The sequence below is a fragment of the Nonomuraea sp. NPDC001699 genome (genome assembly GCF_053596455.1).
This window is the reverse complement of record NZ_JBSFGF010000001.1, coordinates 749531-773943: the sequence shown is the minus strand read 5'-3', so window position 1 is coordinate 773943 and position 24413 is coordinate 749531. Positions and strand designations below refer to the sequence as shown.

Here is a 24413-nt window from a genome sequence, read left to right as displayed (position 1 = left end):
CGCGCCCATGGACCTCGGCCTCGCCGTCCCGCAGTACGGCAGGTTCGCCGCGCTGCCCGCCGTGACCCGGGTGGCCCGCGAGGCAGAGGCGATGGGGTTCGCCGCCCTGTGGGCGGGCGACCGGCTGCTGACGCCGCTGCGCCCCAGGGACCGCTACCCCGGCGGCGACGGCAGCGTGCCCGAGGCCCATCGGGTGTTCCTCGACCCGTTCGCGGTGCTGGCGGTGGCCGCGTCCGTGACGTCGTCCGTGCGGCTGGGGACCAGCGCGCTCAACGCCTGCTGGTATCCCCCGCCGGTACTGGCCCGCTCGCTCACCACGATCGACCACCTGAGCGGCGGGCGCCTGGCCGCGGGCCTCGGCCTGGGCTGGTCCTCCGACGAGTACGCCGCCGTGGGCGTGCCCTGGAAGGGCCGGGCCGAACGCTACGACGCCACCCTCGACGCCCTGGAGGCGATCTGGGGCGAGGACCCCGTGACGTTCGAGCACGAGCTGTGGACGATCGCGCCCAGCCACATCGACCCCAAGCCGGCCCGCCGCCCGCCGCTGCTGCTGGCCGGGTTCGCCCCGGAGGCGCTGGCCAGGATCGGGCGCAGGGGCGACGGCTGGCTGACGGCCGCGCTGCCGATCCCCGCGCTCCTCGCGATGTGGAAGACGGTCAGGAAGAGCGCCGAGCAGGCCGGACGCGACCCGGACGCCCTGCGCATGATCCTGCGCTCCAACCCGGTCGTCACCGCCGACGGCAGCCCGCCGAGGAGCGGCACGGTCGCCGAGATCGCGGCGTACCTGTCGCAGGCGGCGGAAGCCGGGGTCCACGAGGTCATCCTGGACCTCCAGCACACCGCCGCCGACGTCGACCACCTGCTGGAGCTGGCCGCCGAGTTCGGCGAGCGCCTTCGCGCCGCCTGAACCCGGGGCCACGGCCGGCTGCCTGAGCGTCGGCTACTTGAGCGCGGAGAGCGCGCCCTCGTAGTCGGGCTCCTGGGTGATCTCGGGCACCAGCTCGGAGTAGACCACGTTGTCGTCGGCGTCGAGCACGACGACCGCGCGCGCGGCCAGGCCGGCCAGCGGGCCGGACTCCTGGGCCACGCCGTAGTCCGTGAGGAACTCACGCCCGCGCATGAGCGACAGCATGGTCACCTTGTCGAGGCCCTCGGCGCCGCAGAACCGGTTCTGGGCGAAGGGCAGGTCGGCCGAGACACAGAGCACGACCGCGTCGGGGTGCTCGGACGCGACCTGGTTGAAGCGGCGCACCGAGGCCGCGCAGACGCCGGTGTCGACGCTCGGGAAGATGTTGAGCACCTTGGTCTTGCCGGCGAAGTCGGCCAGCGTGCGGTCGGACAGGTCGGTGCCGACCAGCGTGAAGGCGGGCGCGGCGTCGCCGGGCTTCGGGAAGGCGCCGCCCACGGTGATCGGGTTGCCCTTGAAAGTGACGTCGGACATGAAAGCCTCCTGATAGCGATGTTCCCCGACCGCGATCCTAGCGGCGCGATCTCCCCCGCCAGGCAGCCCGGCCCGGCGCCACGCACCGCTCGACGTCACGCCGGTACCGGGCCCGCGCATCACCGGTACCGGCCGCGCGTGATCGCTAGACGTTGCGCCGGTACTGGCCGCCCGCCTCGAACAGGGCGTCGGTGATCTGCCCGAGCGAGCAGACCCGGGCCGCGTCCATCAGCACCGCGAACGCGTTGCCGTCGGACATCGCGACCTCGCGCAGCCGCGACAGCTCCGCGGGCGCCTGTGCCCGGTTGCGCTCGTGGAAGTCGCGCAGGCGGTCGAGCTGCGAGCGCTTCTCCTCCTCGGTGCCCCTGGCCAGCTCCAGCTTGTGCGGGTCGGACTGCTCGGCGCCGGGGTTGCGGAAGGTGTTGACGCCGATGATCGGCAGGGAGCCGTCGTGCTTGCGCATCTCGTACAGCATCGACTCGTCCTGGATCTTGCCGCGCTGGTAACCGGTCTCCATCGCGCCGAGCACGCCGCCGCGGTCCGACAGCCGCTCGAACTCGGCCAGCACCGCCTCCTCGACCAGGTCGGTCAGCTCGTCGATGATGAACGAGCCCTGCAACGGGTTCTCGTTCCTGGCCAGGCCCCACTCGCGGTTGATGATGAGCTGGATCGCCATCGCGCGGCGCACCGAGTCGGCCGACGGGGTGGTGACGGCCTCGTCGAAGGCGTTGGTGTGCAGGCTGTTGCAGTTGTCGTAGATGGCGATCAGGGCCTGGAGGGTCGTGCGGATGTCGTTGAAGGACATCTCCTGCGCGTGCAGCGACCGGCCCGAGGTCTGGATGTGGTACTTGAGCTTCTGCGAGCGCTCACCCGCGCCGTAACGCTCGCGCATGGCGACCGCCCAGATCCGGCGCGCCACCCGTCCGAGCACGCTGTACTCGGGGTCCATGCCGTTGGAGAAGAAGAACGACAGGTTCGGCGCGAAGTCGTCGACCCGCATCCCCCTGGCCAGGTACGCCTCCACGTACGTGAACCCGTTGGCCAGCGTGAACGCGAGCTGGCTGATCGGGTTGGCCCCCGCCTCGGCGATGTGGTAGCCGGAGATCGAGACCGAGTAGAAGTTCCTGACCGCGTTCTGGATGAACCATTCCTGGATGTCGGCCATCATCCGCAACGAGAACTCGGTGGAGAAGATGCAGGTGTTCTGCCCCTGGTCCTCCTTCAGGATGTCGGCCTGGACCGTGCCCCTGACCGTGGCCAGCGTACGGGCGCGCAGGTCGCGGGCCTCCTGCTCGCCGGGCTCGCGGCCCTGCTCGGCGCGGAAGCGGTCGAGGGCCTGGTCGATCGCGGCGTTGAGGAAGAAGGCCAGGATGGTGGGCGCCGGGCCGTTGATCGTCATGGACACCGACGTGTTGGGCGCCGCCAGGTCGAACCCGTCGTAGAGCACCTTCATGTCGTCGAGCGTGGCGATGGACACCCCCGAGGTCCCGACCTTTCCGTAGATGTCGGGACGCAGGTCGGGGTCGTGGCCGTACAGGGTGACCGAGTCGAAGGCCGTGGACAGCCGGGTCGCGGGCTGGCCCTCCGACAGGAGCTTGAAGCGCCGGTTGGTGCGGAACGGGTCGCCCTCCCCGGCGAACATCCTGGTCGGGTCCTCGTCGTCGCGCTTGAACGGGAACACCCCGGCGGTGAACGGGAACGACCCCGGCAGGTTCTCCGAGCGCAGGAACCTCAGCAGGTCACCGTGGTCGCTGAAGCGCGGCAGGGCCACCCGCGGGATGCGATTGCCGGACAGCGTCTCGCGCCAGAGCGGAGTGTGGATCTCCCGGTCGCGGATCTTCACGACCAGCTCGTCGCTGCTGTACGCCTCCTTGACCGCGGGCCAGCCGTCGAGCAGGCGGCGGCTCTCCTCGCTCAGCTCCCCCTCGGCCTGCTCGGCGAGCCCGGCCAGCCGGGCGTCCTCGCCGCCCAGGAGCTCCTGTACGGCGGCGAGCTGCTGACGGCGGCGCGCGACCTCCGCCTGGGCCAGCGTCTCGGCGTGGTAGGTCCGGACGGACTCGGCGATGTCGGCCAGGTAGCGGGCCCTGGCGGGCGGGACGATCGCCGCGGCCGCCTTGGAGGTGCGCTCGGTCACGACGGGCAGCAGCCCCGGCCCGACGTCCTCCAGCAGCAGGCCCTTGAGGTGCTGGTAGAGGGCGGTGACGCCGGCGTCGTTGTAGCGGGCGGCGATCGTGCCGAAGACCGGCATGTCCTCAGGCGACTGACCGAACGCCTCCCGGTTGCGCACGAGCTGGCGGCGTACGTCGCGCAGGGCGTCCTCGGCGCCGCGGCGCTCGTACTTGTTGATGACGACGGCCTCGGCGAAGTCGAGCATGTCGATCTTCTCCAGCTGGGAGGCGGCGCCGAACTCGGGGGTCATGACGTAGATGGGCACGTCCACGTGCGGGACGATGCCGGCGTCGCCCTGGCCGATGCCCGGGGTCTCCACGATCACCAGGTCGTAGCCGGCCGCGCGGCAGGCGGTGACCACGTCGTCGAGGCAGGCCGGGACCTCGTTGGCGGCCCCGCGGGTGGCCAGCGAGCGGAAGTACGTCTGGGGGCCCAGGCTGTTCATCCTGATGCGGTCGCCGAGCAGCGCGCCGCCGCCGCGCCGGCGGGTCGGGTCGATGGCGAGGATGGCGATGCGCAGCTTGTCGTCGTTGTCCACCCGGAAGCGGCGGACCAGCTCGTCGGTGAGCGACGACTTGCCCGAACCGCCCGTCCCGGTGATGCCGAGCACGCGCGCCGGGCGCTCCTGGACGGCCACCGCGGCCTTCAGCCCCTCGACCAGCTCGGCCGAGGCGCGTCCGGACTCCATGAAGGTGATCGCGCGGGCCAGCGCCGCCTGGTCGCCCGAGAGCACGGCCTCCAGGGGCGGCGGGTCGCCGAGCTCGTGGTCGCACTCCTCGATCAGCTTGTTGATCATGCCGGGCAGGCCGTACCGCTGGCCGTCCTCCGGCGAGAAGATGCGCGTGACGCCCCGCTCGTGCAGCAGCTCGATCTCCTCGGGGACGATCACGCCGCCACCGCCGCCGTACACCTTCACGTGGCCCGCGCCGCGCTCGCGCAGCAGCTCGACCAGGTAGGTGAAGAACTCCACGTGGCCGCCCTGGTAGGAGCTGATGGCCACGCCCTGGACGTCCTCCTGGAGGGCGGCCGTGACGATCTCGTCCACGGACCGGTTGTGGCCGAGGTGGATCACCTCTGCCCCCTGCGTCTGGAGGATGCGCCGCATGATGTTGATCGCCGCGTCATGGCCGTCGAACAGCGCCGCGGCGGTCACGAAACGGACAGGGTACGCCGGAACGTGCACGCCTGATCACTCCTTTGTGAGGGGACCCCTCCTGCGAAAGATACTAGGACGTCCAACTATTTCGATAGTAGGACGTCCTCGTAGCTCCTTCCGGTCTGGGTAAGGACTGCCCCAGGGGGTGACGCCGATGCGCGCGTTGACATTCGAGCCGGGCCGGCCGGGGACGCTTGAGGTGGAAGAGGTGCCCGATCCGGAACCGGGCCCAGGGGAGCTGCTCGTCCAGGGGCTGGCCCTGGGGGTCTGCGGGACCGACCGGGAACTGGCGGACGGCGAGTACGGCTGGGCGCCGCCCGGCCGTAGCCGCATGATCATCGGCCATGAGTCGCTCGGCCGGGTGCTCCAGGTCCCCGACGGGTCCGCCTTCTCCCCCGGCGACCTGGTCGTGGGCGTGGTACGCCGTCCCGACCCCGAACCGTGCGGCGCCTGCGCGCGCGGCGAGTTCGACATGTGCCGCAACGGCCGCTACACCGAACGCGGCATCAAGGAGATCGACGGCTACGCCGGTGAGCGGTGGACCATCGAGGCCGGGTACGCCGTGCGCCTCGACCCCTCGCTGGAGAGCGTGGGCATGCTCGTCGAGCCGACGTCCGTGGTGGCCAAGGCGTGGGAGCACATCGAGCGGATCGGCTCGCGCGCCTGGTTCGAGCCGCGCACGGTGCTGGTGACCGGCGCGGGGCCGATCGGGCTGCTGGCGGCGCTGCTGGGACGGCAGCGGGGGCTGGAGGTGCACGTCCTGGACCGGACGGCGGGCGGGGCCAAGCCCGCGCTGGTGGCCGACCTGGGGGCGACGTACCACGTGGGCAGCAGCCTGGACGCCTTCGCCAACGCCAAACCGGACATCATCATCGAGGGGACCGGGGTGGGGCAGCTCGTCATGGAGTCCATGACCTGCACGTCCGCGGCCGGGATCGTCTGCCTGGCCGGGCTGGCTGCGGGCGGGCGCACCCACCGGCTGGACGTGAGCGAGATCAACCGGGACATCGTCCTGGAGAACGACGCGATCTTCGGCACGGTCAACGCCAACCTCCGCCACTTCCGGGACGCCGCGACCGCCCTGGCCCAGGCGGACCGGACCTGGCTCGAACGCCTGATCACCCGCCGCGTCCCCCTCAGCCAGGCCAAGGACGCCTTCGTCCACCACCCGGGCGACGTCAAGGTGACCCTCGACCTCACCACCTGACCCACTTCGAGGGCGGCCCCGACGGTTGCGCCCCTGGGAGGGGCCCGTCCCCGGGGAGGTCAGTCCTTGGGGGTGTAGGGCTTGCGGCGGGTGGTGGGGGTGCGGCCGGCCGCCGGGCGTCCCGCGCCCGCCGCGACCCGCTGCCGGGGCGGGGTGGTGCCCACGCGGATGCGGGAGGCGTCCTGCGGCGCCTGATCGGGCGCGAGGACGGTCACGCGAGGCGCCCAGTCCTCGCCATCCCCGATGCGCGCGGCACGTGGGCCATCAACGGTACGGCGGTCGTCCAGGCCGGGGCGGCCGGCGCTGCGGTCTTCTGGCGCGTTCCAGGGGCGGGGCCAGCCGAAGCGGCGGTGGGTGCCGCGGCGGCGGCCCGTCACGCGTAAGGAGAGCACGACGGTCACCAGCACCATCGCGACCAGCAGCGCGGGCGGCGTCCCCAGGACGTCCAGAGGCGAGGACCGCCCCACCTCCGTGCGCGGCGCGGGCACGAACGGACGCTCGGTCGACCGGATCTCGGCCGCCTGGTCGGCCCCGGCCTTGACCAGCCGGGGAAGCCCGTAGCCGACGACCTTGTCGGTGTCCCTGACCTTGCGCTTGAGCCAGACACGGTCGACGTTGGCCTCGATGGTGTGGATCTTCTTGCCCTCGACCCGTTCCACGATCCCGACGTGGTCGACGCCCTTGTAGCTCTTGCCGCCGCTCCAGTCGTAGAAGACCAGAGCGCCGGGCTCGGGCCGCTGCGCCCAGGCCTTCTGCTTGATGAACCAGGCCGCGTGGGACGGCGTCCAGGCGAACTGCCCGACGTACGGACTGAGGCCGGTTCTGTCGGCTGCCCAGGCGATGAACATGTCACACCAGGGGGCGTTGCGGTATTGGGTGTCCTGGACGCGATCCGCGTACCACTGGCCGAACTTGGTGCTCTGGCCGCTCTTCTCCTTGTAGCCGACTTCCTGCCGTACCTGCTTCAGCAGCGCGTCCGCGATCGGGTCCAGGGTGACTCCTCCCCGAAAAACCGACAAATCACGATGGACTGTAGTAGCGCCATCGCGAATTTGCTCGAATCATTCAGAAAGTGTCTATCAATGGGCCCAAATTTCGGCATTGGGACGCATGTGACTGCTGTGACGAGCGGTATCGCCCGTCAGGCCCCCGCGCCCACGCGGTAGACGCTCACCTCACCCGCGCCCGGCGCCACCACGTCGGCCACGATCACGGTGACGTTGTCGGGCGAGCCGCCCTCGTTCGCCAGGTCGATGAGCCGCTGGACGGCGGCCGCCGGGTCTGCCACCGTGGTCAACACCTCGTGCAGGACCTCGGGCCCGAGCACGGTCGTGAGCCCGTCGGAGCAGAGGAGGTAGCGATCATCAGGCTCGGCCTCGCGCAGCGCCATGTCCGGCTCGGCCCTGCCCTCGCTGCCCAGGACGCGCAGCACCATGGACCGCCGGGGATGTACGGCGGCCTGATCCTCCGTTATCCGCCCTTCGTCCACCATCGACTGCACAAGTGTGTGATCCTTGGTCATCTGATAGAGCGCGCCATCACGAAGCAGGTATCCGCGGGAGTCACCGAGATGAGCAAGGGCGAACCGGTAGCCGTCCCACAGCAGGGCGGTGACCGTGGTTCCCATCCCCCGGCGGGCCGGGTCGATGTCGGCCAGCTCGACCAGCCTGCGGGCCGCCTCGTGCACGGCGCCCTCCAGGGCCGCCTCCAGGTCGGAGCCGGTCTCGGGAAGCGTGGCATCCAGCTCGCGCATGACGGCGATCGCCGCCGAGCTCGCCAGCTCGCCGGCCGCGTGCCCGCCCATGCCGTCGGCAACCACGAGCAACCGGCCACTCGCATAGCCGGAGTCCTCGTTCTGCTCCCTGCGGCGGCCCACGTCTGATCCGGCGGCATAGCGGATGTTGTGCTTCATACCCAGCAGTAAATCATTGGTTGAAAGACTTCACAAGCAGATGCGCTGAAGACTCTTGTGAACTACTGTGGGTTTCATGAGCCACGACCCGACCGTGAACGCCGGGGACATCGCCCGGCTCGCCGGTGTCGGGCGTGCCGCGGTGAGCAACTGGCGCCGCCGCCACGACGACTTCCCCCAACCGGTCGGCGGAACCGCGAACCAGCCGCTGTTCTCGCTGCGGCAGGTCGAGTCCTGGCTGCGCCGCTATGGGAAGTCCTACCAGGTCTCGCTGGCAGATCGGGTGTGGCAACGCCTGAAAGCCGCCGGCGATCTGCGGCTGGGCCATCTGGTCGCCCAGGCTGGAACGTTGCTGACCAGCGGAGAGAGCGAGCTGGAGCCCGAGCTGGCCGGGCTCGTGACGGAGCTGGCCGAGCGGCACGACCCGCTGACGGCCTACGAGTTCCTCTGCGAGCGTTACCTGGAGGCCCACTCCCGCCAGCTCTCGGTCACCCGCGACGACGTGGCCGAGCTGATGCTGCGGCTCGTCCGGGCCGACGGCGCCACCGTCCTCGATCCCGCCTGCGGGGTCGGCACCCTGCTCCTGCCGCCGTCCGCCGTGCCGGAACGCGCCGAAGCCGTTCCCGGCGACCCCGCGCCCGCCGACGGCGACCCGCCCGCGGGCCGGGGCGGCCCCGCCCGCGTCCTCGGGCAGGAGCTCAGCGAGACCTCGGCCGCCATCACCGCGGCCCGCCTGCGGCTGCGCGGCATCCAGGCCGACATCGTGGCCGGCGACTCCATGCGGCTGGACGGCTTCCCCGAGGTCAAGGCCGACGCCGTGGTGTGCGATCCGCCGTTCAACGAGCGGGCCTGGGGTTACGAGGAGCTGACCGGCGACCCACGCTGGGAGCACGGCCTGCCGCCGCGCGGCGAGCCCGAGCTGGCCTGGGTCCAGCACTGCCTCACCCACGTCAGGCCCGGCGGCCTGGTCGCGGTGCTCATGCCGCCGGCCGCCGCGAGCCGCAAGGCGGGCCGCCGGATCAGGGCCAACCTGCTGCGCGCCGGAGCGTTGCGCGCGGTGGTGGCGCTGCCGGGCTCCGACCTGTGGCTGCTGCGCCGGCCGAGGGCGGGCGAGCGGCCGCCGTCGGAGGTGCTCATCCTCGACGCGACGGCCGACCTGTCGCCGGTCGAGCCCGCCTGGCTGGCCTACCTCGACGACCGCTCCGACCAGACCGTGCGGATCATCGACCTGCTGGCCGACGAGGTCGACATGACCCCGGCCCGCCACCAGCGCCGCGACGACGTGGGCCGGGCCTTCGCGCAGGCGCGCGACCGCTTCCTCGCCGCCGCCGCCGTCCCGCCCGACCTGAAGGTGCTTGACCAGCCGCTCGACCAGCCGTCCACGACGCTGGGCGACCTGATCAAGGAGGGGCTGGTGAGCACGTCGCAGGCGCCGCCCAAGATGGCCGCCGACGGCGGCGACGTGGCCGTGCTCACGGCCGACGACGTGCTGACCGGCGGCGCGCCCTCCGGCCTGACCGGCATGCAGCCGGGCCTGATCGTGATCCGTCCCGGCGACGTGGTGGCCTCCTACTCGGGGGTGCGGGTGATCGCCGACGGCGGCGCGGTGCTCGGCCCCCACCTGACCCTCTACCGGGTCGACGCCCGCAGGCTCGATCCCGACTTCCTGGCCGGGTTCCTGCGGGCCGCGGGCGGCCGGGTGACCACCGGCTCCAGCAGGTTCGACGTGCGCCGCACCCGCGTGCCCAGGCTGTCGCTGAAGGAGCAGAAGGCGTACGGGGAGGCGTTCAGGCAACTGGCCGTGCTGGAGGACGCGCTGCGCGAGACCTCGACGCTGGGCCGTACCCTGATCAGGCTCGGCCTCGACGGGCTGGCCGACGGCCATCTGCACCCGCAGTCCTGACGGTGTAGTTTTTCCCGAAAGGCTGCGTGGAGGGGCGAATGGTCATCGGCGACCGCTATGAGCTCGACGACCTCCCCCTCGGGCAGGGCGGGATGGGCGCGGTCTACGCGGGCCACGACCGCCACCTCGATCGCAGGGTCGCGGTGAAGCTGCTCAGGCTGCCGAGCGGCCCCGACCACGAGCTGGAACGCCGGTTCATCCGCGAGGCGCGCATCCTGGCCAGGCTGGAGCATCCGGGCGCGCCCGTGCTGTACGACTTCGGCACCCACGAGCAGCGGCTCTACCAGGTCATGCAGTTCATCGAGGGCGTCACGGTGGCCGACGTGGTCAGCGAGCACGGCCCGCTGCCGGTGCCGTGGGCGGCGGCCATCGCGGCCCAGGCGTGCGCGGTGCTGTCGGCGGCCCACGCCCTGGCGATCTGCCACCGCGACCTCAAGCCGACCAACCTCATGCTCTGCCCCGACGGCAGCGTCAAGGTGCTCGACTTCGGGCTCGCGCTGCTGCGGGACGCCGACGTCACCACGTTCACCCGGATCGGCCAGATCCTCGGCACGCCGGCGTACATGGCTCCCGAGCAGATCCAGCACGGTGTGGCCGAGCCGCGCAGCGACCTGTACTCGCTCGGCTGCGTCCTGCACGAGATGCTGACCGGGCGGCAGCTGTTCACCGGGCCGACCGACTACGTGGTGTTCGAGCAGCAGGTCAAGGAGCGTCCGCCGGCCATCCCCGGCCTTCCCGACAAGCTGGGCGCGCTCCTGGCCGAGCTGCTGGAGAAGCAGCCGGAGAACCGTCCCGCCGACGCCGACGAGCTGTACGAGCGGCTGGCCCCCTTCGCCGTCGGGCTGCCGATGCTGCCCGGCTTCCTGACCGAGGCGCCGAGCCCCGGCCGCATGTACGCCCGCATGGTGGGCCGCGTGCTCAGCCCCCGGTCGTAGGGCCCCGGAATCCGGCGAAGGCGGCGATCAGGGCGTCCCCCAGGCGGTCGCGCCAGCAGTAGCGGTCGTGACCGCCCGCGAACTCCCGGTAGTCCGCCGCCGCGCCGAGGACGGCTCGCAGCCGTTCGGTCGGGCCGTGCATGGCGTCGTCCTCCAGGCTGCCGAGCTGGAGGTGCACGCGTGGCACCGGGCCCCTGGCCAGCTCGCCCGTCAGCCATTCGGGCTCGGGGCCGTCCGGCCACCAGAACGAGCCCGACTGCGACACCGCCGCGGCGAACCTGTCGGGATGCCGGTGGGCGGCGTAGACGGCGGTGAGCCCGCCGAGGCTCTGACCGGCGATCACGGTGAAGCCGTCGTGGGGCAGCGCGTCCACGAAGCCGGGATCGCAGGTGAGCCGGGCCACGCGGTCGGGGCCCGACTCGACCAGCCAGGCCCGGACCGGCGGGATGCGGCCGGCCGCGATGAGGTTGTCGAGGACGACGGGCAGGTCCTCGGTCCACTCCTCGCCGTCGAGCGCGACCAGCGAGGCGACCGGCGGGAGCGCGGGCTCGTACCGGAACCCGGCGGGCTCGCGGACGAGCTCGTGACGGCGCCGGCCGGGGACCAGCCACGGTGACGACGGGGTCGTCTCGGCGATCGAGAAACCGCGCCACCGGCGGGGGTTGAGCGGGTCGGCGACCTGCGCGCCGTCCACCTGGAGGTGGTAGGAGGCGCGCCAGCCGCGCCGCACGCGGAAGGTGCGGCTCCACAGGTCCGGCCCGAGCTCCAGCAGGGCGTCGGCGCCGTCGGGACGCAGCCTGCCGGCCAGGACGCGCACCTCGCCGGCGGGGCCGTGCCACCGGAACGTGACCGCGTCGTGCTCGTCGTCGAGCCGGCTGACGACGGGCGTGACGGTCGCGCCCGGGAGCGGAACCGGCAGGGTCTCGGGCGGAAGGTCGCTCGTCAAGGCGGGCTGCTCCTCGGTCCGGTCGGAGACGTTGCAGCACCCTACCCCACACCTCCAGGCCGCCCTGAACGCGCTCTCCTGGTAACACCGATCGTTATGCAGACCCCGTTGACAGGGCGGCACAGGGGCCGCGAATCTGGCGAGAGAGCGCTCTCTCACATCCCCCGTTCTACCCAGGAGGGTTTCCATGACCCCTCGTATCCGGCGGCTCGCCGTGCCTGTGCTCACCGCGTCCCTGCTCGCGCTGGCGACGGCCTGCGGCAGCGGCGGCGGAAGCCCCGCCACGGAGGCGAGCGCCAAGCCCGGCGAGAAGATCAAGCTGTCCGTCGGCCTCTTCGGGGACTTCGGCTTCAAACCGCTCTACGAGGAATACAAGAAGACCCACCCGAACATCGAGGTCGTGGAGGCCGTCACCCAGTTCAACGACCACCACAACAACCTGGTCAAGCGCCTGGCCACGAACGCCGGCGCGGGTGACGTCGAGGCCGTCGAGGTGGGCTACATCAGCACGTTCACCTCCCAGCCCGGCAAGTTCGTCGACCTCAAGCAGTACGGGCTCGACAAGCGCCAGGGCGACTACCTCGACTGGAAGTGGCAACAGGGCCTCAGCAAGGACGGGCAGCAGCTCCTCGGCCTCGGCACCGACGTCGGCGGCCTGGCCATGTGCTACCGCAAGGACCTGTTCAAGAAGGCCGGGCTGCCGAGCGGACGAGCCGAAGTGAGCGCTCTCTGGCCCACCTGGGAGCAGTACATCGAGACCGGCAAGAAGTTCGGCGCCGCGAAGGTCGCCGACGCCAAGTTCGTCGACTCCCCCGGCGAGATCTTCCGCGCGATGGTCAACCAGGCCCCCGTCGGCCTGTACGACGCCCAGGACAAGATCATCGTGGACAGCAACCCCGACGTGAAGAAGGCGTGGGACCTGTCCAACCAGCTCACCCAGGAGGGCCTGACCGCCAAGCTGGCCGCCTTCACCCCGCCGTGGAACACCGGTTTCGCCAAGGGCTCGTTCGCCACGATCATCTGTCCGGCCTGGATGACCGGGTTCATCCAGGAGCAGGCCAAGGACGCCTCCGGCAAGTGGGACATCGCGACCGTGCCGGGCGGTTCGGGCAACAGCGGCGGCTCCCACCTGATGGTGCCCAAGCAGAGCAAGCACCCGAAGGAGGCGGCCGAGCTGATCGACTTCCTGACCTCCAAGGAGAACCAGGCCAAGGTGTTCAAGGAGGAGGGCACGTTCCCGTCGATCCCGGCGCTGTACGACGACCCCTCGATCCAGAACTTCACCAAGCCGTTCTTCGGCGACGCCCCCATCGGCAAGATCTACTCCGACGCCGCCAAGGCGCTCAAGCCGCAGCACCTCGGCCCGAAGGAGGCCGACGTCCGGGTGGCGATCGGTAACGGGCTCGGCCGGGTCGAGCAGGGCAAGCAGACGCCGGAAGAGGCGTGGGCGCAGGTTCTCCAGGACGTCCAGAAGATCAGATGAGCACGCTCCCGCTGTCGGTGCCGACCCGGCGCCGGCGGCGTAGCGTCCGGCACACCCTCGACGTGAGGGTGTCGCCGTACGCCTACGTCGCCCCCTTCTTCCTGCTGTTCTGCGCCTTCGGGCTGTTCCCGCTCATCTACACGGCCTGGGTCAGCCTGCACGACTGGACCCTGCTGTCGGAGGAGCACACCTTCGTCGGCGCGAAGAACTTCCAGACGCTGCTGGCCGACGGCTACTTCTGGAACGCCACGTTCAACACGCTGTCCATCGGCGTGCTGTCCACCGTGCCGCAGCTCCTGCTGGCCGTCTGGCTGGCCCATCTGCTGAACCGGCGGCTGCGCTTCCAGACGCTGCTGCGCATCTCGATGCTGCTGCCCAACGTCACCAGCGTGGTGGCCGTGGTGGTGATCTTCAGTCAGCTCTTCGGCCGCGACTTCGGGCTGATCAACTGGGTGCTGTCGTGGTTCGGCATCGGGAACATCGACTGGGCGGCCGGCACCGCGACCTCGCACATCGCGCTCTCCGTGATGATCATGTGGCGCTGGACCGGCTACAACGCGCTCATCTTCCTGGCCGCCATGCAGGCCGTGCCGCGCGAGCTGTACGAGGCCGCCACCCTCGACGGCGCGAGCAGCTTCACCCAGCTCCGCCGGATCACCATCCCGATGATCCGGCCCACGATCATCTTCGTCGTCATCGTCTCCACGATCGGCGCGATGCAGATCATCGCCGAGCCGCTGCTGTTCGGCCAGAGCAGCGGCGCGGGCGGCGGCGCGGCCAGCGGCGGCCCGGACCGCCAGTACCAGACGCTCGCGCTGTTCGTCTACGAGCAGGGCTTCACCAAGTTCGACTTCGGGTACGCCTCGGCGGCGTCCTGGCTGATGTTCCTGGTCGTGGTGGCCGTCGCCGGGATCAACTTCCTGATCAGCCGCCGGGTGAAGGGCGGCACGACATGAGACTGCGCTACCTGACCCTCATCGCGGTCGCCTTCTTCTCCGCCTTCCCGCTCTACTACAGCGTGGTGGTGGCCTCGCGGCACAACTCGGCGCTGGCCGAGGTCCCGCCGCCGCTGCTGCCCGGCGGGAACTTCCTGGCCAACGTCTCCCGCGTGTTCGACACCGTGCCCTTCGGGCTGGCGCTGCTGAACTCGGTCATCGTGGCGGGCTCGATCGCGGTCGCGGTGATGTTCTTCTCGACGCTGGCCGGGTTCGCCTTCGCCAAGCTGCGGTTCCGGGGCAGGAACGCCATGCTGGTGATCACCGTGGCCACCATGATGGTCCCGGCCCAGCTCGGCATCATCCCGCTCTACCTGCTCATGGTGAAGCTGGAGTGGACCGGCACGGACTACGCGCTGATCGTGCCGGCGCTGGTCAACGCGTTCGGGGTGTTCTTCATGACCCAGTACCTCACCCGGGCGCTGCCCGACGAGCTGCTGGAGGCCGGGCGGGTGGACGGCTGCACGACGTGGGGCCTGTTCTGGCACGTCGTGCTGCCCGCCGCGCGGCCGGCGGCGGCCGTGCTGGGCATGCTGACGTTCATGTCGGCCTGGAACGACTACTTCTGGCCGCTGGTCGTGCTGAACCCGGACAACCCCACCGTCCAGGTGGCCCTGTCCACGCTGGCCAGCGGATACGTCAACGACTACGTGCTGGGCCTGGCGGGCACGGCGGTCGGCGTCCTGCCGCTCGTGGCGGTCTTCGCCCTGTTCGGCAGGCAAATCATCGGTGGAATCATGCAAGGAGCTGTTAAGGGATGAAGTTTCCCGAGGAATTCGTCTGGGGAGCCGCCACGGCGTCCTACCAGATCGAGGGGGCGGTCAAGGAGGACGGGCGGGGCCAGTCGATCTGGGACACCTTCTCCCACACCCCCGGGAAAGTGGCCGGCGGCGACACCGGCGACATGGCCTGCGACCACTACCACCGGTACAAGGACGACGTCGCACTGATGCGCGAGCTGCGGCTGCGGGCCTACCGGTTCTCGGTGGCCTGGCCGCGCGTCCAGCCGGACGGCAGGGGGCCGATCAACCCGCGCGGCCTGGCCTTCTACGACAAACTCGTAGATGAACTACTAGCCGCCGAAATTTCGCCTTATGTCACCCTCTACCACTGGGACCTCCCCCAAGCCCTCGAAGCCCACGGCGGCTGGACGGACCGCGACACGGCCTACCGCTTCGCCGACTACGCCCAGGCCGTGCACGACCGGCTCGGCGACCGGGTGACCCACTGGACGACGCTCAACGAGCCCTGGGTGTCGGCCTTCCTCGGCTACGGCAACGGCGTCCACGCCCCCGGCCGCCGCGACCCCGGCGAGGCCATGCGCGCCGCCCACCACCTCATGCTCGGCCACGGCCTGGCGGCGCGCCGGCTGCGGGCGGCCGGGGCGCGCAGCATCATGCTCGTGGTCAACTCCGCGCCGGTGCTCACGCCGGCCCAGGTCAACGACCCCGCGGCGGTCGCCGGCGAGGCGGACGCGGCCGCCGCAGAACGCGTCCACGCCCTGCTGACCAGGCAGTTCCTCGACCCGGCGGTGTACGGCACGTACCCGGAGGAGGTCCTCGCGGCGGCGGCGCGCAACGGCGGGACCGCGCACGTCCAGGACGGCGACCTGGAGCTGATCAACGCGCCGATCGACCTGGTCGGCGTCAACTACTACAACCCGTGCGTGGTCGAGTCGGGCCCGGGGCTGCCCGCCGACGCCGCCTGGCCGGGCTCGGAGGACGTGCGCTTCACCACGGCGGACGCGCCGGTCACCGCGATGGGCTGGCCGATCGTGCCCGACGGCCTGTCCCGGCTGCTCGTCCGGCTCTCGAAGGACTATCCGCAGGTCGGGCTCATGGTCACCGAGAACGGCGCAGCCTTCGACGACCGCGTCGAGGACGGGCGGGTGCACGACGACGAGCGCGTGGCGTACCTGGACGGGCATCTGCGCGAGGTGCACCGGGCCGTCGAGGCGGGCGCCGACCTGCGCGGATACCTGGTGTGGTCGTTGCTCGACAACTTCGAGTGGGCCGAGGGCTACCGGCGCAGGTTCGGCATCGTGCACGTGGACTACGCGACGCAGACCCGGGTGCCCAAGGACAGCGCCCTGTGGTACCGCGACGTGATCAGCAGGAACGGCCTGTAGATTTTTTCCGTGCTCTCCCTCTTGGTGCAGTCATGAGACGCCCGACGCTGGAGGCGGTCGCCGCCCGCGCGGGCGTCTCCCGCGCGACCGCCTCCAGGGTCGTCAACAACCAGACGACCGTCGCGCCGCACATCCGCGACGCCGTGCAGCGCGCGATCGACGAGCTGGGCTACATCCCCAACTCGGCGGCGCGCAGCCTGGTCACCCAGCGCACCGACTCGATCGCCCTGGTCGTCAGCGAGCCGGGCACCCGGGTCTTCTCCGAGGACCCGATGTTCTCCACGGCGATCAGGTCGGCCAGCTACGAGCTGGAGGCGGTCAACAAGCAGGTCGTGCTGATGCTGGCCTCCTCGCCCAAGAGCCACGCCCGGGTGGAGCGGTACATCTCGGGCGGCCACGTCGACGGCGTCATGCTGATCTCCATGCACGGCGCCGACCCGCTGCCGTCCGCGTTGTCGCGGCTGCGCGTCCCCGTGGTCTCGTACGGGCGGCCGGCCGTGCCGGTGGACATCCCGTTCGTCGACAACGACAACGTGGGCGGGGCCGAGGCGGGGGTGCGGCACCTGGTCGAGTCCGGGCGGCGCAGGATCGCCACGATCGCCGGCCCGCAGGACATGATCGCCGGCCAGGACCGCCTGACCGGCTACCGCAACGTGCTGCGCGACTCCGACCGCCGCTCGATCGTGGCCGTGGGCGACTTCACCAGGGAGTCGGGCGCGATCGCGATGCGCCAGCTCCTCGGCGACGACCCCGCGCTCGACGCCGTGTTCGTGGGCAACGACCTGATGGCCGTCGGTGCGCTCCAGGCGTTGCGCCAGGCCGGGCGGCGGGTGCCCGACGACGTGGCGGTGGTGGGGTTCGACGACATCGAGGCGGCCAAGTACACCGAGCCGCCGCTGACCACGCTGCGGCATCCGATCGCCGAGCAGGCGGCGGCCATGGTCCGGCTGCTGCTCGGGCTGTTCGAGGGCGGCTCGCGGGAACCGGTGATCCTGCCGACCGAGCTGGTGGTCCGTGAGTCGGCCTGAGCGTGCCGGGGCCGCGCGGGCGATCTCCGCGGGCGAGGCCGTGGCCGCCGCCGTCGCGGTGGCCGAGGAGCACGGCATCACGGTGCGCGAGCCCGTCGTGCTGACGGACTCCTACAACCTCCGAATCCACCTGCGGCCGGCGCCGGTCGTGGCGCGGGTGCCCACGGTCACCGCCCTGGCCCGGCTCCGGCCCGAGGAGGCGATGCGGCGGGAGCTGGCGGTCGTGTCGTTCCTGCACGGGCGCGGGGCGCCGGTCGTGCCGCCGAGCGACCTGCTGCCCGCGCGGGTGCACGAGCACGGCGGGACGCCGGTGTCGTACTGGCAGTACGTCGAACACGCCGAACACGTCGAGCACGACGGGTCTGCGGTGACGCCCGAGGCGTTCGGGCGGGCGCTGCGCGAGCTGCACGAGGAGCTGCGCGGCTTTCCAGGCGCGCTGCCGCGCCTCGGGCCCGTCCTCGACGAGCCCCGGCACCTGCTCGGGCTGCTCTCCGGCGAGCTGGAGCCGGACGTGCTGGCCCGGCTCGCCGAGGCCCGCGACGGGCTGGCCGCCCGGCTGCCCGACGGGGGTCAGGCCGTGCACGGCGACGCGCATCCGGGCAACCTGCTGGTCACGCCCGGCGGCCCGCTGTGGAACGACTTCGAGGAGACCATGTCCGCGCCCGCGGGCTGGGACCTGGCCTGCCTGCTGAGGACCGTCCGGCTCGACGGGCGCGCCGCCGTGCGGGCCTACGGCGCCGATCCCGACGATCCGGCCCTGGCGGTGTTCACGGAGGCGCGGACCTTGCAGGCCGTCCTGTGGACGCTGGTCAGGGCGCTGCGCTTCCCCGAGGAGCGGGCCGCCGCCCGCGCCACCCTCGACGGATGGCTGCGCGACCCCACCCGCCGCACCCGCTGACCGGCACCACGCCCTCCGCGGGGCCGGGGCGGGTCCGGGCGTGGTCAGGCGGGGATGATGGCGCGGGCCTCCTCGACGTGGGCGGCGATGCGGCCGGCGCCGCACGACTCGGCCAGCGCGCGGGCCTCGTCGGCCAGCGCCAGCGCCTCGGCGTGACGTCCCTGGGCGACGGCGATGCGGATCAGTCCGACCTGGTTGGACGCGACCCCCGCCGGATGCCCGAGCTCCCGCCGCAGCCGCGACGACTCCGTCAGCCTCTCGCGCGCCTCGTCGAGCCGCCCGGCCCGGTGGGCGACGATCCCCTGGTGCCTGAGCACCTCCGCGAGCGTGGCGAGGTCGCCCGTCTCCGCGGCCAGCTCCCCGGCGCGCTCGAACAGGGGAACGGCCCGGTCGAGGTCGCCTTCGACGACCTGGTGGAAGCAGCCCTCCCAGAAGGCCGCCTCGCCCTCCCCGCGCCGGTCGCCGAGCGCCCTGAACAGGGTCGTGGCCCGCTGGAACAGCGGCAGCTCGCGCGGGTCCGCCTCATCCCCTTGCAGCACGCGCCCGTGCAGGACCCGGCCTCTGGCCAGGCACAACGCCGCCTCGACCGCGTCCAGCTCGCGGTCGGACGTCGCGAGCGCCGCGTCGTCCCCGGCGTAGATCCCACGCTCGTAGAGCTCCTGGGCCCGCTCGATCCACATTTGCCCGAACCTAATGGAGGCCGACGCAGCAGACAACGACATCCGGGGCATATGCCTAGCGCGGGAGCGGTCAGCCGCGCGCCCGCGCCGTCGAGGCCCTGACCACCAGCTCCGGCTCGAACAGCAGCTCGTCGGCGGGCACGACCGCCTTGTCGATCTGCGCCACCAGCAGGTCGACGGCGGCCCGGCCCATCGCGTCGATCGGCTGGCGGACCGTGGTCAGCGGCGGCTCGGTGCAGTTCATCAGCGCCGAGTCGTCGAAGCCGATGACCGAGACGTCCCCCGGCACGGTGAGCCCGGCCCGCCTGGCCGCCCGGACGGTGCCGAGCGCGAGCAGGTCGCTGGCGCAGATCACGCCGGTCACCCCCTGCCTGACCAGCCGGGCCGCGGCCGCGTGCCCGCCTTCCAGGGAGAACATCGTGTGCTCGACGAGCCGCGGGTCGCCGCCCCCGGCCTCGAACGTCTCCAGCTTGCGCCGGGAGGGCATGTGGTCCTTCGGGCCGAGCACCATGCCGACGCGTTCGTGGCCGAGCGCGCGCAGGTGGGACAGGGCCATCTCGGCGGCCACCACGTCGTCGCAGGAGACCTGCGGGAAGCCCAGCCGCTCGACGGCCGCGTTGACCAGGACGGTCGGCAGCTTGCGCTCGTGCAGCAGCTCGTAGTGGTCGTGCGAGGCGTCGGCCTGGGCGTAGAGGCCGCCGGCGAAGACCACGCCGCTGACCTGCTGCTGGAGCAACAAGTCGACGTAGTCGGCCTCGGAGACGCCGCCGACCGTGCGGGTGCACAGCACCGAGGTGAAGCCCTGCTGGGCCAGGGCGCCGCCGACGACCTCCGCGAAGGCGGGGAAGATCGGGTTCTGCAGCTCGGGGAGCACCAGGCCGACCAGGCGGGCGCGGTCGCCGCGCAACTGGGTGGGACGCTCATAGCCGAGCACGTCGAGCGCGGTCAGCACGGCCTCGCGCGTGGCATCGGACACACCCGGCTTGCCGTTGAGCACGCGGCTGACCGTCGCCTCGCTCACCCCGACCTTCTTCGCCACCTCTGCGAGTCGTCGCGTCATGGGCAAACTATACGGCCTCCCACGCAAGCGCTTGCGATCACTTACGTAGCCCGCGCCCGGCGATCCCACTCCCGCCCAGGACGGCCTTCCCGGCAATTTCGGCGTATCGGCCGGACGAAATGCGGGGTGCCGCACGACAATTGCCCGTCAAATGTTTGCGCAATCACGTCAAGCCGTTGCGAAATTCTGCGTCACAGCTCCGCCCTGGTCGGCAAACCCTGCCAGTCGCTCACGCTCGTCATCGCCGCCGCGCCCAGCAGCGCGCCTCGCTGCAACCGCTCCTGCGGGGTCAGACCGTCGAGCGCGGCGCTGATGTAGCCGGCCGCGAACGCCTCGCCCGAGCCCGCCATGTCCACCACGGGAACCTGCGGGACGGTCACGTCGTAACGCATGCGGTCGGCGCGCACGCTGGCGCCCTTCGCACCCCGGTTGACGACGACCTCGCGCTCGGGGGTGAGGGCGGGTTTGACCAGGTCCAGCTCGTCCTGGGCGAGGAAGAGCAGGTGGGAGCGGCAGGCCAGCTCGCCGAGCACCTCCTCGGCCTCCCGGACGGAGGGCCACAGCTCGGGCACGTAGTCGACGGAGAAGGAGATCATGACGCCGGCCGTCCGCGCCGCGCTCATGGCGGCGTGCACGGCGTCGAGCGCGTCCATGCCCAGGGCCGCCGTGACGCCGGTCACGTGCAGCATCTTCGCCGCGCCCACCCGGTCCACCGGCACGTTGCCAGGCGACAGCCGCGACCCGGCCGAACGGGTGCGGTACTGGGCCGTCACCGGCTCGCGGCCGACGCGCACCTCCCTGAGCACCATCCCGGTACGCACCCCTTCGACCACCCGCACGTCCCCGACGTCCACGCCCTCGCCCTTGAGCACGGTCAGCGCCCTGGCGCCCAGCTCGTCGTCCCCCACCCGGCCGGCGTACGCGCAGCGGTGACCCAGCCTGGACAGGGCGATGACCAGGGTGAACTCGGGACCGCAGACGTCCAGCCTGGCATCGTTCTCGTGCCGCACCCGGCCGCTGGAGACGACGCCGAGCGGCTCGCCCAGCGCGTAGACGTCTGTCATGGGCCAGACTGTAGTTGGTCACGGCGGTGCTGAATGATTTTTTTGCATAAGTCCTGGTTAGGACCGTGATCAAATATTTTCTGTATCTTTAGCGAACCTTTTTCCCAACTCGTGCCTCAAAGTAGTAGAGGAAGCCGGCGCGCCCCGGTGCCGGCTTCGAGTCGATACGGGGAGAGGAATCAGCACCCTCATGAGAAAGATCGCAGTAGGAATCATCACCGCCTTCGTCGGCGGGGCCATGTTGGTTTCCGGCGCGGGCGCCGCCTCCGCCACCGCGACCAAGCACGCCACGGAGCTCAAGATCCGTGACATCACCCCCAACCCGGTCGTGGTGAAGGCCGGCAGCGAGACCACCGCGTACTTCGACATCGGGGCCAGCTCCGACGTCCAGAAGGTCACGCTGAGCGTGGCGCCGGAGGGAGACGTCCGCACCTTCCGCGCCAAGGACGTCAAGGACCTTCAGGGCTGGCGCTTCGCCGTCCCGTTCAACGAGGGCGACTTCGCCGGCAAGTGGAAGGCCACCGCTGTGGCCTTCGACAAGGACAACAAGCAGGTCGCCACCGACTCCGCGTTCTTCAACGTCGAGATCCAGAAGGGCAAGGCCGACACCCGCGTCTCGCGCTTCACGGCCGACCCCTACAAGGTCCGTCAGGGCCGCTCGATCTACTTCTCCGGTCGCCTTCAGGTCGATGACGAAGGCTGGGAGGGCCTGCGCGGCGAGAAGGTCAGCGTCTACTACCGCGCCGACGGCTCCAGCGGCTGGAAGTGGGTCGCCTCCACCACGACCAAGTGGGGCGGCAAGTTCTCCGCCAAGACCCGCGCCTGGAAGAGCGGCACGTTCAAGGCCGTCTACGAGGGCAACGACGAGCTCAACGGCTCCGAGAGCCGTCGCGACTACGTCAAGGTCTACCGTTCCTGGCACCACCGGTAATTGATCGTCTGAGGCCCGGTTCCCCTGGTGGGAGCCGGGCCTTCGGCTTTTCCGGATTCCTTTACCCGCACCGGGGTTTATCGATCACCGGATCGCCGCATGGACTGTCCCATTTGCAAAGGAGGCGGCACGCCGCCTCACGGACAGCGCGTCGATCCGACAGGAGCCCTTATATGCCCAACCCCCTGATCGCCCTCGTCCTGAGCCTGACGAGCACGCTGGGGGCGGCGCCTTCGGTGCGTTACGAACCCGCCGGCACGGCCCGCGAGCAACACGCCAGGAAGCTCCTGAAGGACAGCGGCGCGCTGCGGCCCCGGCTCGGCGGGGTCCAGGTCGTGGCCCGCGGCTGCGACGCCCCCCGCGCCCGCTGGGACGGCGGCAAGCGGCGGATCACGATCTGCTACTCCCTGGTCAACAAGATCGACCGGACGCTCACCGGCATCTCCGAGACCGAGGAGGCCGACCGGCGCACCACCGCCGGCCGCGTGGACGGCGCGCTGGCCGCCCTCTACCACCACGAGCTCGGCCACGCCCTGGCCGCGCTCAACGGCCTGCCCGCCGACGAGCAGCAGGCCGACCGGTTCGCCGCGCTGACGCTCGCCGCGCGCGACGGCGGGCACGTGGTGGCCGCCGCCGAGGCCCGCCACCTGCTGGCCGCCCACACCGACGCGGACCACCTGTCGGGGACGGCCGCCTCCGCCACCTTCGCCTGCCTGCTGTACGGCGCCGACCCCGTCAAGTACGCCCGCATCGCCAAGGGCGGCTGGGTTCCGGCCGAGCGCGCCCCTTCCTGCCGCGCCGAGTACGAGCAGGCCAGGTCGGCTCTGGGCTCCCTGGCCGTGAAAGTCGAGGCGTGAGGGGTACGTCCGGTGTATGGCTGAGGAGCTGCTCCGAGAGTTCGACCCGTTCGACATCTTCGACACCGAGGCGGCCCGGCTCGACCGGTTCTTCGACGGGCTCGACGAGGCGGGCTGGGCGCGTCCGTCCCGCTGTGCCGGGTGGTCGGTCCGGGACGTGCTCGCCCACCTGGCGGGTGAGGAGGCGTACAACCACGCTTGCCTCGACGGCACCGTGCAGGAGCTGCTGACCCGGGTGGCCGCCGAGGGGGTGACCGGGTTCAACGACTTCAACGAGTGGTCCGTACGGCAGCGTCGTGACGTGCCCGTCGAGACGGTGCTCCAGGAGTGGCGCACCAAGAACGGCGAGACGCGCGAACGCATGCGGGCACTCGGCCGCGACGCGACGATCGACACGATGGCGGGCCCGTACCCGGTGGGGTTGCAGACCTTCCACTACGACTCCGAGTACGCCACCCACGCCGATGACGTCGGCGCGCCGGTCTCGCAGGAGGAGATCGACCACCGGACGTTCTGGCGGGTGGCCGTCGGGCGGTTCGTGCTGGCCGAGCAGGACTCGAAGGCGCAGGTGGAGCAGACGGCCGAGCAGATCTGGGTGAGCGTCGACCAGGGCAGCGCGTCGCTGTCGTACCCGGAGTTCGTGGAGGCGACCGTGGGACGGCTGCCGACCGACGGGCTCGACCCGCGGGTCGCCGCCGCGCTGCGGTGCCTGGCCTGAGAGGAGAGCGGCATGTGGCTGCGTGACCGCGAGGGCTCCGAGCCGGTGACCGCGCGCAGTCCGCTGCGCGCCAGGCGCATCCTGTCGTGGATCGCCCTGGTGGTCGCCGTGGTCGCGGCGGTCTTCTTCGTGACCCGCGCGATGTCCACGGGACAGCAGGTGTGGGTCTGGGAGGCCGCCATCGCCGCCGCGGTGGCCGTGGTGGCCGCCGTGGACCTGGCGGTGCTCAGACGCCGCCGCGCCCGGCCGTCAGGTGGTGAGCACGGCCAGCAGGAGCAGCAGGATCACGGCGGCGGCCACTCCGAAGATAATCCAGACATGGGTCAGCGCCCACACTCGTAGCCGGTCACCGCAGGCATGCGGATAGTCGATTCCGTCGGACTCGATCCTGTTGATCGCCGCCACGCGCCGGGCCAGCTCGGGGTCGTCCCGTTCGAGGCCCTGCTCGATCTCAGCGAGGAGGCGGCGTTCCCTTCCAGAGAGACCCATCGCGATCACCATTGCTCCCACGCCGGTGAAAGCCTTGTACCCACCAGTAGCCCCAGCATGCCCGCCTCGCGCGTCCTTGGCACGACATGCCGAAACCCCCGGCCGCTCCGGCCGGAAGGCGGGGAGCGGACAGGGGCGGGTCAAGCTTCGGCTGTCATTTCCTGCCGTAGCGCTGGTTGAAGCGCTCGACGCGGCCCTCGGTGTCGAGGACGCGGCTGCGGCCGGTGTAGAACGGGTGGCTGGCCGACGACACGTCGACGTCCACGACCGGGTAGGTCCTGCCGTCCTCCCACTCGACGGTCCTGCTGCTCGTCAGGGTCGAGCGGGTGAGGATGGCGAAGCCGGCGCTCGGGTCGCGGAAGACGACCGGACGGTACGAGGGGTGCAGGTTCTTCTTCATGCCCCTCTCAACC

24 protein-coding genes are annotated in these 24413 nt (G+C 71.2%); 14 read left to right on the top strand and 10 right to left on the bottom strand.

Annotated features, from left to right (window positions below; genetic code table 11):
• Nucleotides 1–7 precede the first annotated feature (7 nt).
• Nucleotides 8–907, top strand: a complete 900-nt coding sequence (locus tag ACWCSU_RS03720) for a TIGR03619 family F420-dependent LLM class oxidoreductase (RefSeq protein WP_449933359.1) — start codon at nucleotides 8–10, stop codon at nucleotides 905–907.
• Nucleotides 908–940: 33 nt separating this feature from the next.
• On the opposite strand, the gene tpx is transcribed toward ACWCSU_RS03720, so the two are convergent.
• Nucleotides 941–1441 carry a thiol peroxidase gene (gene tpx / locus ACWCSU_RS03715; RefSeq protein WP_357694957.1) on the bottom strand — a complete coding sequence of 167 codons (501 nt, stop codon included), beginning with the start codon at nucleotides 1439–1441 and terminating at the stop codon, nucleotides 941–943.
• 145 nt (nucleotides 1442–1586) lie between these two features.
• A complete protein-coding gene (gene icmF, locus ACWCSU_RS03710; RefSeq protein ID WP_364089179.1) occupies nucleotides 1587–4793 on the bottom strand; it encodes a fused isobutyryl-CoA mutase/GTPase IcmF in 3207 nt (1068 codons plus the stop codon).
• A gap of 127 nt (nucleotides 4794–4920) precedes the next feature.
• Between icmF and ACWCSU_RS03705 the strand changes: the two genes are divergently transcribed.
• On the top strand, nucleotides 4921–5973 hold the full coding sequence (locus ACWCSU_RS03705; protein ID WP_449933356.1) for a glucose 1-dehydrogenase: 1053 nt from the start codon (nucleotides 4921–4923) through the stop codon (nucleotides 5971–5973).
• A 59-nt stretch (nucleotides 5974–6032) separates the two neighbouring features.
• On the opposite strand, the gene ACWCSU_RS03700 is transcribed toward ACWCSU_RS03705, so the two are convergent.
• Together ACWCSU_RS03700 and ACWCSU_RS03695 are read right to left on the bottom strand one after the other, a co-directional pair.
• On the bottom strand, nucleotides 6033–6992 hold the full coding sequence (locus tag ACWCSU_RS03700; RefSeq protein WP_449933354.1) for a CHAP domain-containing protein: 960 nt from the start codon (nucleotides 6990–6992) through the stop codon (nucleotides 6033–6035).
• A gap of 122 nt (nucleotides 6993–7114) precedes the next feature.
• Nucleotides 7115–7885, bottom strand: coding sequence for a PP2C family protein-serine/threonine phosphatase (locus ACWCSU_RS03695; protein WP_357694950.1), 771 nt, complete (start codon nucleotides 7883–7885; stop codon nucleotides 7115–7117).
• Between the two features lie 76 nt (nucleotides 7886–7961).
• On the opposite strand from ACWCSU_RS03695, the gene ACWCSU_RS03690 reads away from it, so the two are divergent.
• Both ACWCSU_RS03690 and ACWCSU_RS03685 read left to right on the top strand, forming a co-directional pair.
• A complete protein-coding gene (locus tag ACWCSU_RS03690) occupies nucleotides 7962–9788 on the top strand; it encodes an HsdM family class I SAM-dependent methyltransferase (protein WP_449933352.1) in 1827 nt (608 codons plus the stop codon).
• 38 nt (nucleotides 9789–9826) lie between these two features.
• Nucleotides 9827–10723 (top strand): serine/threonine-protein kinase, encoded by an 897-nt coding sequence (locus tag ACWCSU_RS03685; protein WP_357694947.1) that lies wholly within the window; start codon nucleotides 9827–9829, stop codon nucleotides 10721–10723.
• On the opposite strand, the gene ACWCSU_RS03680 is transcribed toward ACWCSU_RS03685, so the two are convergent.
• A complete protein-coding gene (locus ACWCSU_RS03680; protein WP_449933350.1) occupies nucleotides 10707–11669 on the bottom strand; it encodes an alpha/beta fold hydrolase in 963 nt (320 codons plus the stop codon). The two genes, ACWCSU_RS03685 and ACWCSU_RS03680, sit on opposite strands and share 17 nt — an antisense overlap.
• A 187-nt stretch (nucleotides 11670–11856) precedes the next feature.
• Between ACWCSU_RS03680 and ACWCSU_RS03675 the strand changes: the two genes are divergently transcribed.
• From ACWCSU_RS03675 to ACWCSU_RS03650, 6 genes are read left to right on the top strand one after another with little or no spacing between them, the layout of a single operon-like run.
• Entirely contained in the window at nucleotides 11857–13152 is a 1296-nt protein-coding gene (locus tag ACWCSU_RS03675; protein ID WP_449933348.1) for an ABC transporter substrate-binding protein, read from the top strand.
• Nucleotides 13149–14108 (top strand): carbohydrate ABC transporter permease, encoded by a 960-nt coding sequence (locus tag ACWCSU_RS03670; protein WP_357694941.1) that lies wholly within the window; start codon nucleotides 13149–13151, stop codon nucleotides 14106–14108. Before ACWCSU_RS03675 ends, ACWCSU_RS03670 begins: the two co-directional genes overlap by 4 nt.
• The gene (locus ACWCSU_RS03665; protein ID WP_357694939.1) at nucleotides 14105–14908 is read left to right on the top strand and encodes a carbohydrate ABC transporter permease; all 804 of its coding nucleotides are present in this window, start codon (nucleotides 14105–14107) and stop codon (nucleotides 14906–14908) included. Before ACWCSU_RS03670 ends, ACWCSU_RS03665 begins: the two co-directional genes overlap by 4 nt.
• Nucleotides 14905–16275 (top strand): GH1 family beta-glucosidase, encoded by a 1371-nt coding sequence (locus tag ACWCSU_RS03660; RefSeq protein ID WP_449933345.1) that lies wholly within the window; start codon nucleotides 14905–14907, stop codon nucleotides 16273–16275. The genes ACWCSU_RS03665 and ACWCSU_RS03660 overlap by 4 nt, the downstream gene beginning before the upstream one ends.
• A 32-nt stretch (nucleotides 16276–16307) precedes the next feature.
• On the top strand, nucleotides 16308–17303 hold the full coding sequence (locus tag ACWCSU_RS03655; RefSeq protein ID WP_357694935.1) for a LacI family DNA-binding transcriptional regulator: 996 nt from the start codon (nucleotides 16308–16310) through the stop codon (nucleotides 17301–17303).
• Entirely contained in the window at nucleotides 17290–18201 is a 912-nt protein-coding gene (locus tag ACWCSU_RS03650; protein ID WP_449933343.1) for a phosphotransferase, read from the top strand. The genes ACWCSU_RS03655 and ACWCSU_RS03650 overlap by 14 nt, the downstream gene beginning before the upstream one ends.
• A gap of 44 nt (nucleotides 18202–18245) precedes the next feature.
• Here ACWCSU_RS03650 and ACWCSU_RS03645 read toward each other — a convergent pair whose 3' ends face one another.
• The 3 genes from ACWCSU_RS03645 to ACWCSU_RS03635 all read right to left on the bottom strand — a co-directional run bounded on the left by ACWCSU_RS03645 (nucleotide 18246) and on the right by ACWCSU_RS03635 (nucleotide 21005).
• Nucleotides 18246–18881 (bottom strand): tetratricopeptide repeat protein, encoded by a 636-nt coding sequence (locus tag ACWCSU_RS03645; RefSeq protein ID WP_357694931.1) that lies wholly within the window; start codon nucleotides 18879–18881, stop codon nucleotides 18246–18248.
• 70 nt (nucleotides 18882–18951) lie between these two features.
• Nucleotides 18952–19941 (bottom strand): LacI family DNA-binding transcriptional regulator, encoded by a 990-nt coding sequence (locus tag ACWCSU_RS03640; RefSeq protein WP_449933340.1) that lies wholly within the window; start codon nucleotides 19939–19941, stop codon nucleotides 18952–18954.
• Nucleotides 19942–20132: 191 nt separating this feature from the next.
• Nucleotides 20133–21005, bottom strand: a complete 873-nt coding sequence (locus tag ACWCSU_RS03635) for a sugar kinase (RefSeq protein WP_449933338.1) — start codon at nucleotides 21003–21005, stop codon at nucleotides 20133–20135.
• 190 nt (nucleotides 21006–21195) lie between these two features.
• On the opposite strand from ACWCSU_RS03635, the gene ACWCSU_RS03630 reads away from it, so the two are divergent.
• From ACWCSU_RS03630 to ACWCSU_RS03615, 4 genes are all read left to right on the top strand, one after another.
• Nucleotides 21196–21936, top strand: a complete 741-nt coding sequence (locus tag ACWCSU_RS03630; protein WP_364089212.1) for a hypothetical protein — start codon at nucleotides 21196–21198, stop codon at nucleotides 21934–21936.
• A gap of 173 nt (nucleotides 21937–22109) precedes the next feature.
• Entirely contained in the window at nucleotides 22110–22793 is a 684-nt protein-coding gene (locus ACWCSU_RS03625; RefSeq protein ID WP_449933336.1) for a DUF4344 domain-containing metallopeptidase, read from the top strand.
• 16 nt (nucleotides 22794–22809) lie between these two features.
• Nucleotides 22810–23511, top strand: a complete 702-nt coding sequence (locus tag ACWCSU_RS03620; protein WP_357694921.1) for a maleylpyruvate isomerase family mycothiol-dependent enzyme — start codon at nucleotides 22810–22812, stop codon at nucleotides 23509–23511.
• Between the two features lie 12 nt (nucleotides 23512–23523).
• A complete protein-coding gene (locus ACWCSU_RS03615; protein ID WP_449933334.1) occupies nucleotides 23524–23853 on the top strand; it encodes a DUF6343 family protein in 330 nt (109 codons plus the stop codon).
• Here ACWCSU_RS03615 and ACWCSU_RS03610 read toward each other — a convergent pair.
• Nucleotides 23761–24000 (bottom strand): DUF3040 domain-containing protein, encoded by a 240-nt coding sequence (locus ACWCSU_RS03610; protein WP_364089222.1) that lies wholly within the window; start codon nucleotides 23998–24000, stop codon nucleotides 23761–23763. The two genes, ACWCSU_RS03615 and ACWCSU_RS03610, sit on opposite strands and share 93 nt — an antisense overlap.
• Nucleotides 24001–24154: 154 nt before the next feature.
• On the bottom strand, nucleotides 24155–24400 hold the full coding sequence (locus ACWCSU_RS03605; protein ID WP_357694915.1) for a type B 50S ribosomal protein L31: 246 nt from the start codon (nucleotides 24398–24400) through the stop codon (nucleotides 24155–24157).
• Between the last annotated feature and the right edge of the window lie 13 nt (nucleotides 24401–24413).